The organism is Xanthomonas sp. DAR 35659 (assembly GCF_041242975.1).
Lineage (GTDB): Bacteria > Pseudomonadota > Gammaproteobacteria > Xanthomonadales > Xanthomonadaceae > Xanthomonas_A > Xanthomonas_A medicagonis.
This window is the reverse complement of the sequence record NZ_CP162488.1, coordinates 3,821,460-3,834,358: the sequence shown is the minus strand read 5'-3', so window position 1 is coordinate 3,834,358 and position 12,899 is coordinate 3,821,460. Positions and strand designations below refer to the sequence as shown.

6 protein-coding genes are annotated in these 12,899 nt (G+C 70.4%); 3 read left to right on the top strand and 3 right to left on the bottom strand.

All coding sequences use genetic code 11. From position 1 onward, the window contains the following. Positions 1-191 precede the first annotated feature (191 nt). A complete protein-coding gene (locus AB3X07_RS15975) occupies positions 192-599 on the top strand; it encodes an RNA-binding S4 domain-containing protein (RefSeq protein ID WP_369939595.1) in 408 nt (135 codons plus the stop codon). A 933-nt stretch (positions 600-1,532) separates the two neighbouring features. Here AB3X07_RS15975 and katG read toward each other — a convergent pair. Together katG and AB3X07_RS15965 are read right to left on the bottom strand one after the other, a co-directional pair. After that, positions 1,533-3,779: a catalase/peroxidase HPI gene (gene katG / locus AB3X07_RS15970; protein ID WP_369939594.1), complete on the bottom strand. Its 2,247-nt coding sequence runs from the start codon at positions 3,777-3,779 to the stop codon at positions 1,533-1,535. Positions 3,780-4,475: 696 nt separating this feature from the next. After that, positions 4,476-7,787 carry an AAA family ATPase gene (locus AB3X07_RS15965; RefSeq protein WP_369939592.1) on the bottom strand — a complete coding sequence of 1,104 codons (3,312 nt, stop codon included), beginning with the start codon at positions 7,785-7,787 and terminating at the stop codon, positions 4,476-4,478. Between the two features lie 362 nt (positions 7,788-8,149). Between AB3X07_RS15965 and AB3X07_RS15960 the strand changes: the two genes are divergently transcribed. Together AB3X07_RS15960 and AB3X07_RS15955 are read left to right on the top strand one after the other, a co-directional pair. After that, positions 8,150-8,845 (top strand): helix-turn-helix transcriptional regulator, encoded by a 696-nt coding sequence (locus tag AB3X07_RS15960; RefSeq protein WP_369939591.1) that lies wholly within the window; start codon positions 8,150-8,152, stop codon positions 8,843-8,845. A gap of 57 nt (positions 8,846-8,902) precedes the next feature. Continuing rightward, entirely contained in the window at positions 8,903-9,559 is a 657-nt protein-coding gene (locus AB3X07_RS15955) for a glutathione S-transferase family protein (RefSeq protein WP_369939590.1), read from the top strand. Positions 9,560-9,954: 395 nt separating this feature from the next. Here the strand turns inward: AB3X07_RS15955 and mutS are convergent, their stop codons facing one another. Beyond that, positions 9,955-12,567, bottom strand: a complete 2,613-nt coding sequence (gene mutS, locus AB3X07_RS15950; protein WP_369939588.1) for a DNA mismatch repair protein MutS — start codon at positions 12,565-12,567, stop codon at positions 9,955-9,957. Positions 12,568-12,899 lie beyond the last annotated feature (332 nt).

The window sequence follows — 12,899 nt, the reverse complement described above, 5'->3', positions numbered from 1 at the left end:
CGGGCGCGGCGCGTATGGTGGCCATGCGCCGGGCGACACGGTCCGGCCGGTCGGCCGAGCCGGGCGCGGCGCCGGGAAGGCTCCGGCGCGGCGGATAGAGCTCCGGCGAGCGACGCGCCGGCGGGCTGGCGCTGAAGGCCGCGGCCGACCGCGACCGGGCGAACAACATGCAGGTGAATGTCCTGAACGCGATGAACGAACCCGTTGTACAAGCGGCTGCGGTGCGGTTGGACGTGTGGCTCTGGGCCGCGCGCTTCTTCAAGACCCGCAGCCTGTCCAAGCAGGCGGTGGAAACCGGCAAGGTGGACGTGGCCGGGCAGCGGCCCAAGTCCTCGCGCGCGGTGCGCGTGGGCGAGCAGTTGCGCGTGCAGCGCGGCGACGAGGTGTTCGAGGTCCAGGTGCTGGGCCTGAGCGACACGCGCGGCCCGGCCAGTGTGGCGCAGGCCCTGTACCAGGAGAGCGAGGCCTCGCGCGAACGCCGCGCGCAGCTGCGCGCGCAGCGCAGCGCCGAGCGCAACGGCTACCAGGCTCCGGACAGCAAGCCGGACAAGCGCGCGCGGCGATTGATCCGCGCGCTCGGCGATATCGACGCGTTGTAGCGGCGTTTGGCGCGCGTCGCTTAGGCCGGGTGCGGGCGAGGCTGCATCGACCGCGGATGCGCCCTGGAACCGGGTGGCGGCGCGGTCGGTTGGTGATGCGTTGATGTGCGCGTTCGCCGTTTGCAAGCGGCAAGGCGGTGCAAGAGCGGCGTTGCAGGCCGCATGCAGTCGGGACTGAAGTCCTTCCCACAAGTGGACCGGCGCCCGTCGAGGTTGGCGTGTTCATCGCGGTGGGCAGCGGTAGGCGCCGCTTCAGCCGCGAGGCGCGAATCCGTGATGCTCGCTGCGTAGCCTTGTTCGCATCGAACCGTCGTCGCGCATTGTTTGAGGTGCTTTGCCGGCATGTTGTCGCGGCTGAAGCCGCTCCTACAGAGGCCTGGCGTTGCAGTTGCGGCTAGCAGGAAAGAGGCGTTGCAGGATGCATGTAGTCGGGACTGGAGTTCCTTCTGCAAGTAGACCGGCGCCCGTCGAGGTGGGCGTGCTCATCGCGGTGGGCAGCGGTAAGAGCGGCTTCCGCCGCGACGCGCGAATCCGTGACGCTCGCTGCATGGCCTTGTTCGCATCGAACCATCGTCGCGCATTGTTTGAGGTGCTTGCCGGCATGCTGTCGCGGCTGAAGCCGCTCCTACAGAGGGCGGGGCGTTGTAGTTGCAGCTAGCAGGAACGAGGCATCGCAGGCGCACCCAGTCGGGGCTGAAGTCGCTCCCGCAGCTTGGTCCGCGTCGTCGGCAAGGTCGGCTTGCTCATTGCGATCGGCACATTGTGGGAGCGGCTTCAGCCGCGACGCGGGAGTTGTCCGCTCTTCGTGTCTCGGCTCGTGCCACAGATCGGCGGCGGTCGCTGCACACACGTCAACGCCCCGGCGAACGGGGCGTTGGCGTGTGCTGCCAGCTTGCGAGGCGCGGCGCCGAGGCGGCGTCGCGCCTGCCGTCCTCAGGCGGCCAGGTCGAAGCGATCCAGGTGCATCACCTTGCTCCATGCGGCGACGAAATCACGGACGAACTTTTCCTGCGCGTCGGCGCTGGCGTAGACCTCGGCCACGGCGCGCAGCACCGAGTTGGAGCCGAACACCAGGTCGGCGCGGGTGCCGGTCCACTTCACCGCGCCGCTGTTGCGGTCGCGGCCTTCGTAGACGTCCTTCATCGCCGAGGTCGCCTTCCACTCGGTGCCCATGTCCAGCAGGTTGGCGAAGAAGTCGTTGCTGAGCACGCCCGGACGGTCGGTGAACACGCCATGCGCGGATTGGCCGCTGTTGGCGCCGAGCACGCGCAGGCCGCCGACCAGCACGGTCATCTCCGGCGCGGTCAGGGTCAGCAACTGCGCCTTGTCGATCAGCAGCGCTTCGGCCGACACCGCGTAGCGGCGCCTGGCGTAGTTGCGGAAGCCGTCGGCGATCGGTTCCAGCACCGCGAAGGACTCGACGTCGGTCTGCTCCTGCGAGGCGTCCATGCGGCCAGGCACGAACGGCACTTCGACGGTCTGCCCAGCCAGCTTGGCCGCGTGTTCCACCGCGGCGACGCCGCTGAGCACGATCAGGTCGGCCAGCGAGATCCGCTTGCCGCCGCTTTGCGCGCCGTTGAACTGCGCCTGGAGGCGTTCCAGCGTGGCCAGCACCTGCGCCAGTTGCGCCGGCTGGTTGACCTCCCAGTCCTTCTGCGGGGCCAGGCGGATGCGCGCGCCGTTGGCGCCGCCGCGCATGTCCGAGCCGCGGAAGGTGGACGCCGCGGCCCAGGCGGTGGACACCAGTTGCGCGACGCTCAGCCCGGAATCGAGCAGGGACCGCTTGAGCGCGGCGATGTCCTGCGCGTCGACCAGCGGGTGGTCCACGGCCGGGATCGGGTCCTGCCACAGCAGTTCCTCGGCCGGCACCTCGGGGCCGAGGTAGCGCGCACGCGGGCCCATGTCGCGATGGGTCAGCTTGAACCAGGCGCGGGCGAAGGCATCGGCGAACTGTTCCGGATGGTCCAGGAAGCGGCGCGAGATCTTCGCGTAGGCCGGGTCGAAGCGCAGCGCCAGGTCGGTGGTGAGCATGGTCGGCAGGTGCTTCTTCGACGGATCGTGCGGGTCCGGAATCACCGCCTCGGCATTCTTCGCCACCCACTGGTGCGCGCCGGCCGGGCTCTTGCTCAGTTCCCACTCGAACTTGAACAGGTGCTCGAAGAACTCGTTGGTCCACTGCGCCGGCTTGGTGGTCCAGGTGACTTCCAGGCCGCTGGTGATGGTGTCGCCGCCCTTGCCGCTGCCGAAGCTGTTGTGCCAGCCCAGGCCCTGGCTTTCCAGGTCGGCCGCTTCCGGCTCGGCGCCGACATGGTCGGCCGGGCCGGCGCCGTGGGTCTTGCCGAAGGTGTGGCCGCCGGCGATCAGCGCCACGGTCTCTTCGTCGTTCATCGCCATGCGGCCGAAGGTGTCGCGGATGTCCTTGGCGGCCAGCAGCGGGTCGGGATTGCCGTCCGGGCCTTCCGGGTTGACGTAGATCAGGCCCATCTGCACCGCGGCCAGCGGGTTTTCCAGGTCGCGGGTGTGCTGCACTTCGCTGTCGTCGTCCTTCACCAGCACGCCGTGCGGCTCGGGCACGCCGGGCGAACCGCGCGAGTAGCGATCGTCGCCGCCCAGCCACTTGGTCTCGCGGCCCCAGTACACGTCCTGGTCCGGCTCCCAGGTGTCTTCGCGGCCGCCGGCGAAGCCGAAGGTCTTGAAGCCCATCGATTCCAGCGCGACGTTGCCGGTGAGGATCAGCAGGTCGGCCCAGGAGATGGCCTGGCCGTACTTCTGCTTGATCGGCCACAACAGGCGCCGCGCCTTGTCCAGGCTGACGTTGTCCGGCCAGCTGTTGAGCGGGGCGAAGCGCTGCTGGCCGCGGCCGCCGCCGCCGCGGCCGTCGCCGGTGCGGTAGGTGCCGGCGCTATGCCAGGCCATGCGCACGAACAGTGGCCCGTAGTGGCCGAAGTCGGCCGGCCACCAGTCCTGCGAATCGGTCATCAGCGCGTGCAGGTCGCGCTTCAGCGCCTGCAGATCGAGGCCGTTGAAGGCCTTGCGGTAATCGAACGCCTCACCCAGCGGATTGGACTTGGACGAATGCTGGCTGAGCAGGTCCACGCGCAACTGCTGCGGCCACCACTCCTTGTTGGTGGTGCCACTGCTGACGGCACTATGGAACGGGCATTTCGCTTCGGTGTTCATCGGTCTGGACCTTCGTGCGGGCGCCCGGCGCAGCGGGCGGTGGCTGGAATGGGATGGGACGGGGGAAAGCGGGTGCGTGTGCTACGGATGCGCAGACGTGGGGAACAGGAACAAGCGGAAACGGGTCTGACGCATGGCTGGCGGCGCGGTGGTTTGGTAGAGGCAGACTATCGAGGGGCCATTCATTTATAAAATTGATTTATTGAAATGATTCGATAGCGAAAAGTAATCAAAGACGGTCGCTGCGAGGCGAGCCTGCGCTACGCTGCACGCGTTGAATGGGCGGGCGGTGTGCGGCGACCTGCGCCGCCCAGTACGTGCTCCCGCAGGCCGTGGTCTCTCTGGCAGCGCGGCATCGGAAGATGGCCGCAGGCGCCGTGTGTGGCGCTCGCGGCAAGGGACATGCAGTAGCGCCGTCATCCCCACAGGTCCCCCGTCGTCGTCCAGCGCCGTCGTCGCAGTCCAGGCAGGTTGATGGGCGGCCTAAGGCATCGAGTCGATCGCCAGCCATAGGCGCTCATCACCGCCGACGGGCACTATCGCAAGCAGCGGCGACAGCGCGATGTCGGCAACGCCGCCACTGCCAGCAACCGCCCTGGCCGTAGGGCGCGCACCGCGCCCGAGCCGGGACAGGCCCGGCAGTTCACTCTGGCGCGACCGGCGCATGCACTCCGAGCCGGCGCAGTCCCGCCTGGCTCAGGCCGGCGGCATCACGTCGAAATCGCCGCCCAGCACGCGCTCCAGGCGCCCGCTGCGCCATCCGCGCACGCTGTCGCGCACCAGCGGCGACGGCGCGACGCGGTAGCGCCGGCACACCCGCAGTTCCTCGTCGCCATGCGGCGCACGCCGCGGCTGTCCGGGCAGATCCGGCGCGACCCGGACCTGCACGGCGAGCCGGCGCAAGGCGGGATCGTCGGCGTCCTGTTCCTGCACGTGCAGGCCGGTCTCCGCCTGCAGCAGGTCCAGCGCGCCGAAGCCGCCGATCGCCAGCCAGGCGCGTCCCTGTTCGGCATCCTGCTGCAGCACGTCCACGCGCATGTTGCGTTGCGCGGCCCAGGCCAGATACATCTGCAGCAGCTGCTGCCACCAGTGCCGCGCGTCGGCGCGATGGCGGTGCAGCTCGCTGGCGCCGATGCGCAGGTCCAGCAGCGCGTCCTGCGCGCGCTGCTCCTGCAGCGTCGCGCTGGCCAGTTGCAGCAGCCACAGCAATTGCGCCAGGCGCGCGACGAATTCGCCGTCGCGCTGCGCGCCGTGCAGCCGCGCGCGCATGCGCACGGCGCTGTCCAGCGCGCTTTCGATGCGGTCGCGGCGTTCGATCCGGTCCAGCACCTGGAAGCGCGTGGGTTGCGACCAGAAATCGGATTCGCCCATGCGCGCGAAGTCCGCGTCCCGCGCCAGCCGCCACGCGCTCGCGGCATGGGTCTCGTGCAGCGCATGCAGTGCCGCGTCCAGGCGCGCCAGGACCGCATCGCTGGCGCTGGGCGCGTACACGATGTCGCGCAGGTCGGTCGACGCGGCCGGATCGGCGTCGCTGTCGCGCTCCGCGTCCGCTGCCGGCGCGGGAGCATCGGGGGCGATGAAGCGCACGTCCAGGCGATCGCCGGCGCCGCGCACGAACAGGAACTGGTCGCCCTCCGGCGCGCGCTGCTCGACGATGCTGCGCGCCAGCGGCGCGAGCAGGTGCTGTTCGATCGCGCGGCGCAGCGGGCGTGCGCCCAGGTCCGGGGTGAAGCCGCGGTCGAGCAGGAACTCGATCGCCGACGGCTCCCATTCCACCGCCCAGGCGCGGTTGCGCAGGCCGCGCCGGGTCAGCGTGCGGTCCAGTTCCTTGTGCAGGATCTCGCGCATCAGCGCACGGTCCAGCGGGTTGAACAGCACCACCCGGTCGAGCCGGTTGATGAACTCGCGGCGGAAGGTGTCGTACACCGCCTTCTCCACCGTGCTGCGCGAATAGCCGCCGGCGACGGTGGCGAAGCCGGGCGCCGCGCCGCGGGCGAGGGTGGCGCCGACGTTGCTGGTCAGGATGATGATGCTGTGGCGGAAGTCGGCGGTATTGCCGTTGCGGTCGCTCAGCCGCGCGTCGTCGAACACCTGCAGGAACAGGTCCCAGACCTTCGGGTGGGCCTTCTCGAACTCGTCCAGCAGCACCACCGAGAACGGCTGCTCGCGGATCCGCGCGATCAGCGTGCGCTGGCCGTCGCTGTCGTCGCCGGTGAGCCGGGCCAGCGCGTCCTCGCCCTGGAACTCGCTCATGTCCAGGCGCAGCAGGCGCTCGGGCGTGCCGAACAGCAGTTCGCCCAGCGCCTTGGCCAGTTCGGTCTTGCCGGTGCCGGTGGGGCCGGCGAACAGGAATACGCCGATCGGGCGATGGCTGTCGACCAGCCCGGCCTTGAGCATGGCGATCCGGTCGAGCAGGGTTTCCACCGCCTCGTCCTGGCCGAGCACGCGCTGGCGGAAGAAGCGGCGCAGCGCGTCCAGTTCCAGCCGCTGGCGATCGTCGATCACTTCCAGCGGCAGGCCGCTGCGCCTGGCCACCGCCTGCAGCAGCGCGTCGTCGTCCAGTGGCAGGCGCGGCGCGGCGCCGCTGGTGGCGGCCTGCAGGGTCTCGTCCAGCAGTTGCAGCAACCGGCCCGGTTCGTGCTGCTCGGGAAAGTACTGCGCGGCCATGCGTTCGGCCTCGGCCAGGGCGCGCGCGTCGATGACCTCGCCGTGCAGCGTGTCGCGCTGCGCCTGCGCCCAGTCCGTGCCGATCTGCGCCAGTTCGGCGGCGGCGGGGGACGCCAGCGCGACCACTTCGAAGCGCGAGCGGGTGGCCGGCCGCGCCACCTGCAGCTGCGCCAGCTGGCGCGGGGTGATCTCGCCGATCAGGCGCAGTTCGCCGCGCTCCAGCGCCGGCAGCACCAGGTCGAGGATGCCGCGCGGGTCGCGCGAATGCGCGCCCTTGTGCAGCAGGTCGTAGAAGTCCGGCACGCGCCACAGCGCGCGTTCGCGGTGCAGCACGGCCAGCATCTCGCGGATGCGGCCTTCCAGTTCGCCGATGTAGCTCTGCCCGGCGAGGATCTCCGCCGCCGACGCCTCGAACACGCGCCAGCCCTCGGCCAGCAGGCGCTCGCTGAGCAGGTCGATCAGCACGCTCTTGCCGACGCCGTGTTCGCCGACCAGCAGCACCGGTTGCGGCGGCGTGGCCGCCACTTGTTCGTAGGCGCGCTGCAAGGCCGCGTCCAGCGCCGGGTGGCGCAGGCGCAGGCGCGATGGCAGCGCGGTCACCACTCGGCCGAAGCCGCCCAGCACGCGTTGCTCGCGGCGCTGCGCGCGCGCGTCGTGCACGCGCTGCAGAAACGGCTCCAGCACCGGCTCCTTGAACTGGCCCAGGGTCTCGGTCAGCTTGCCCAGCGCCTCGTCGTCCAGGCCGTCGAAGTCCACCGCGCGGTCCGCCGCCGCTGCCGCCTTGCCCGCCGCCCAGTGCAGATAGCCGCGCAGACGCTGCCGGAACGGCACGAACCCCCACCACCAGTCCCGCGCCTGGCGCAGCACGACGTGCAGGTGATCGGCATCGGGCAGCGTCTGCAGGTAGTCGAGCACGAAGTTGAGCGGATACGAGCCCAGGTGCGGCAGCAATTCCAGCACCGCTTCCGGGTCGGTACGGCGCCGCTGCGGCAAGGCCACCGCTGCCATCGATGGCAGCACGTAGCCGGGGCTGGCGAGCGCATCGAGGACCGCCTGGTCGGAGAACTCCTGGCTGGCCAGCAGGGTCACGCCTTGCGCGAATTGCGGGATCCGCAGCAGGTCGGGCGGACTCTGGATCTGTTCGTCCAGCGCTTCCACCTGCTGGCGCAACTGCTGCACGTGCTCGGCCGGCGTGTCGCGCGGCGGCGGTTCGGGGACGGGCGGCGCTTGCGGTTCCGAAACCGGCTGCGACGGGCGCGATTCGGCCGTGCCGCCGCGCTTGAACACATGCAGCATCAAGGCGCCGACGATGACGCCGCAGACGAACAGGTAGATCTCCACGCGGGCTCCTCAGTGCCTGCCGATGCGATGGGAACGGATGCCGCGTCCGGGGGCGGCGGTATCGATGCCGGTGGCGACGGCCGCGTGCGGCGTCGGTGTGGGCGCCGTGGCGTACTGGCGAGTGGACATGGGCGTTGCTGCTTCCTTGTGCTTGGGCGCGTGCGCGCGCTGGTCCGATCGCGACCGCCGGCCTGCGGGCGCTGCGGCGAGTATAGGTGCGCGGGTTTCGGGCGGGCTACCGCGCGCATCGATTCTTGCCGCTGCGGCACCGTGGACCGGATCGCGGACCGCCCGCCGTGCCGCGGGCGCGGCGATGCCGCAGTGGTCGGTCAGTTCGCGGCAAAGCCCACTATCCTGTCGCGATGACCATTCGCGCCACCCGCCTGCTGCACCTGCTGGACGCATTGCGCGGGCGCCGCCGCCCGGTGGCCGGCGCCCACCTCGCCAGCGCGCTGGGCGTCAGCCTGCGCACGCTGTACCGCGACATCGCGACCCTGCGCGCGCAGGGCGCCGACATCCTCGGCGACCCCGGCATCGGCTATGTGCTGCGCCCCGGCTTCCTGCTGCCCGAACTGAATTTCAGCGAGGACGAACTGGAGGCGCTGACCCTGGGCGCGCGCTGGGTGGCGCGCCAGGCCGATCCGGAACTGGCGCAGGCGGCGCAGCGGGCGATCGCCCGGATCGGAGCGACGCTCCCGGCGCCGTTGCGGCTGGCGCTGGAGACCAGCGGGCTGATGGTGCCGGCGGCCACGCCCGCGCAACCGCCGGCGCCGTGGCTACCGGTCCTGCGTCGCGGCATCCGCCTGGAACACGTGCTGCACATGGACTATGCCGACGCCGACGGCGTAGCGTCGCAACGGCGGATCTGGCCGTTCGCCATGGCCTTCCTCGGCGGCTACGGAATGATCGCGGCGTGGTGCGAACTGCGCGGCGATTTTCGCCATTTCCGCGCCGACCGGGTGCTGGCGCTGGGCGACGCCGGCGAGCGCTATCCCTCGCGTCGGCATCTGCTGATCAAGCGCTGGCGCGCCGCGACCGGCTACGCCGGCGACTCCTGACAGCGGCTGTCAGCAGGGCACGGCCAGACTGCAGGCTGTTCACCACGGAAGTCCGCCATGTCCACCAAGATCGTGCTCTACACCCACCCCCTGTCGCGCGGCCGCCTGGCCCGCTGGATGCTGGAGGAAACCGGCCTGCCCTACGAGGACGTCATCCTCGATTACGGCACCACCATGAAGACGCCGGAGTACCTGGCGATCAACCCGATGGGCAAGGTGCCGGCGGTGACCCACGGCAGCGCCGTGGTCACCGAGAACGTGGCCATCTGCGCCTACCTGGCCGATCTGGTGCCGGAGCGGCAATTGGCGCCGCCGTCGGGCTCGCCGGCACGGGCCGACTATTATCGCTGGCTGGCGTTCCTGGCTGGTCCGTTCGAGGCCTTGCTCACCGCCAAGGAAGCCGGGGCGCTGGCACCGGCGCGCAGTGCCGGCTACGGCAACGAGGCCGACCTGTTGCGCACGCTGGAGCAGGCGATCGCCGGACGCGCGCATCTGGCCGGCGATCGCTTCAGCGCGGCCGACCTGTATGCGACCGGGGTGCTCGGCTTCTACCTGCGCATCGGCGTGCTGGAGCCGCGTCCGGCGTTCATCGCCTTCGTCCAGCACCATGGCGCGCGCCCCGCTGCAGTGCGGGCAAAGGCGCTGGACGATGCGCTGGTTGCTGCGCATCCGAATCCGGATATGCCGGTGAGTGTGGCGCCGGCTGCCGCCTAGCGAATCCAGGAGGCGTTTGTTGCGCCGACTATTACTCACCCCAATCCCTCTCCCGGTGGGAGAGGGGCTAAGGCTGTTCCTTCTCCCATCGGGACCATGGCCCCCTTTTCGGGGGAAGGTGCCCCGCAGGGGCGGATGAGGGTACGGGCGCAGCCTCGTGCACCCAACCTCCGCGAGTCGCTTTCGCGCCGGACCCTCACCCCAACCCCTCTCCCGGGGGGAGAGGGGCTAACGCTCTTCCTTCTCCCCTCGGGAGAAGGTGCCCCGCAGGGGCGGATGAGGGTACGGGCGAAGCCTCGTGCGTCCACACTCCGCGAGTCGCTTTCGCGCCGGACCCTCACCCCAACCCCTCTCCCGGTGGGAGAGGGGCTTAGGGCCTGAGGCCGCAGGCCGTGCTACAGCAGCGACTTCAGCCGGTACAGCGCCTCCAGCGCCTGCTTGGGCGTGAGTTCGTCCGGATCCAGGGCGGCCAGCGCGTCCTGCGCGGCAGAGGACGCGGCCGCGAATAGGCCGAACTGTTGCGGCGCGTCCAGCGCCTGCGGCGCCATCTGCGAGGCGTGGCTTTCGCCGCCGCGTTGCTCCAGTTCCGCCAGGCGCCGCCGCGCCTGCGCCACCGTGGCCTTGGGCAGGCCGGCCAGCGCCGCCACCTGCAGGCCGAAGCTGCGGTTGGCCGGGCCGTCCTTGACCGCATGCATGAACACCAGTTTGTCGCCGTGCTCGACCGCGTCCAGGTGCACGTTGGCGATGCCGCTGGGGCCGCCTTCGACCGATTCGTCGGCCAATGCGGTCAGCTCGAAATAGTGCGTGGCGAACAGCGTGTAGCAGCGGTTGTGGTGGGCGAGATGGCGCGCCACCGCGTCGGCCAGGGCCAGGCCGTCGTAGGTGGAGGTGCCGCGGCCGATCTCGTCCATCAGCACCAGCGATTGCGCGGTGGCGTGGTGCAGGATGTAGCTGGTCTCGGCCATTTCGACCATGAAGGTCGACTGGCCGCGCGCCAGGTCGTCGCCGGCGCCGATGCGGGTGAGGATGCGGTCGATCGGGCCGATCACCGCGCGCCGCGCCGGCACGTAGCTGCCGATGTGCGCGAGCAGCACGATCAGCGCGTTCTGGCGCATGTAGGTCGATTTGCCGCCCATGTTCGGGCCGGTGATCACCAGCATGCGTCGATCCGGGTGCAGGTCCAGGTCGTTGGGTTCGAACGGTTGCTCGCGCACCGCTTCCACCACCGGGTGGCGGCCGCGTTCGATGCGCAGGCAGGCGCCGGTTTCCAGCTCCGGCTGGGTCCAGTCCAGCGCCTGCGCGCGTTCGGCGAAGCCGGCCAGCACGTCCAGTTCGCTGAGCGCGGCGGCGGCGCGCTTGAGCGGCTCCAGGCGCTCGCCGAGCGTGTCCAGCAGCCCTTCGTAGAGCAGCTTCTCGCGCGACAGCGCGCGCTCGCGCGCCGACAGCACCTTGTCCTCGAAGTTCTTCAGTTCCTCTGTGATGTAGCGCTCGGCGTTGGTCAGGGTCTGGCGGCGGCTGTAGTGCACCGGCGCCTTGTCGGCCTGGCCCTTGCTGATCTCGATGTAGTAGCCGTGCACGCGGTTGTAGCCGACCTTCAGCGTGGCGATGCCGCTGCTGGCGCGCTCGCGCGCCTCCAGGTCGATCAGGAACTGGTCGGCATGGGTGCTGAGCCGGCGCAGTTCGTCCAGCTCGGCGTCGTAGTCGGCGGCGATCACGCCGCCGTCGCTGAGCTTGAGCGGCGGCTGCTCGGCGATCGCCGAGGCCAGCAGGTGCGCGATCTCGTCGTGCTGGCCCAGTTCGGCGGCCAGCGCCGCCAGCCGCGGCGAATCCAGCGGCGCCAGGATCGCGCGCACCTTCGGCAGCAGGCCCAGGCCGTCGCGCAGGGTGGAGAAGTCGCGCGGACGCGCCGAACGCAGCGCGACGCGCGTGAGGATGCGTTCGACGTCGCCGAGTGCGCGGAACGCCTCGCGCAGGTCGGCGTCGGCGCCGCGGTCGATCAGCGTGCCGACCGCGTGGTGACGCTGCACCAGCACCTCGCGCAGGCGCAGCGGACGGTGCAGCCAGCGCCGCAGCAGGCGCCCGCCCATCGGCGTCACCGTGCTGTCGAGCACGCCGAGCAGCGTGTTGCGGGTGTCGCCGTCGACGCGCGTATCCAATTCAAGATGGCGGCGTGTGGCCGCGTTCATCGCGATCGCCTCGCCGGCGGTCTCCATCGCGATCGCGGTCAGGTGCGGCAGGCGCTGCTTCTGGGTTTCCTCCACGTAGCCGAGCAGGGCGCCGGCGGCGGCGGTGGCGCGCGGCTTGTCGTCGATGCCGAAGCCGGTCAGATCGTGCAGTTGGAAGAACGCCAGCAACTGGCGGCGGCCGCTGTCGGCGTCGAACAGCCACGGCGGCCGGCGGCGCACGCCGCGGCGCTCGCGCAGGAATTCCGGCCACTGGTCCTCGTCGGGCACCAGCAGTTCGGCCGGCTCCAGCCGCGCCAGTTCCGCTTCCAGCGCATCCTCGCTGTCCACCTCGTTGACCAGGAAGCGGCCGCCGGCCAGGTCGGCCCAGGCCAGGCCGTAGCCGTGCTTGTTGCGCGCGATCGCCATCAGCAGGGTGTCGCGGCGCTCGTCCAGCAAGGCCTCGTCGGTGACCGTGCCGGGGGTGACGATGCGCACCACCTTGCGCTCGACCAGGCCCTTGGCCAGCGCCGGATCGCCGATCTGCTCGCAGATCGCCACCGACTCGCCCAGCGCCACCAGCCGCGCCAGATAGCCTTCGTAGGCATGCACCGGCACCCCGGCCATCGGGATCGGCGCGCCGCCGGAACTGCCGCGCTGGGTAAGGGTGATGTCCAGTAGCCGCGCGGCCTTGCGCGCGTCGTCGTAGAACAGCTCGTAGAAATCGCCCATGCGGAAGAACAGCAGCAGGTCCGGGTACTCGGACTTGGCGGCGAAGAACTGCTTCATCAGCGGGGTGTGCTCCACCGCGCCGCCCGGGGCTTGGGATTTTTCTCGGTTTTGCATCTGATTCAAAGAGTTAGAAAATTCGGAAGAGCGCGCAGTGGGCAAGTATGGACGGGGGCGGCCAGCAAATGACAGGGTGGCGCGGCGCCCGCCATGGAGCCGCGCCCCGCCGCGCACCTGTCGATCCGCTGCAGAACTCCAGGTGTCGCCGCGTTTCCACGAGCATCCGCGGAGCGGTCATCGGCGAGACCAGGAATGTCCGATCTGTGCGCGGAACGTGCAATGCCGAGCCCGCACCAAGTGCAGTCGAGTCGTCTGGCGTCAGCGGAAAGTGTCCGCGGAAACGGGGAGAGGCGACAGTGCGCAGCGCATTCCAAGCATGCCGCGAAGGA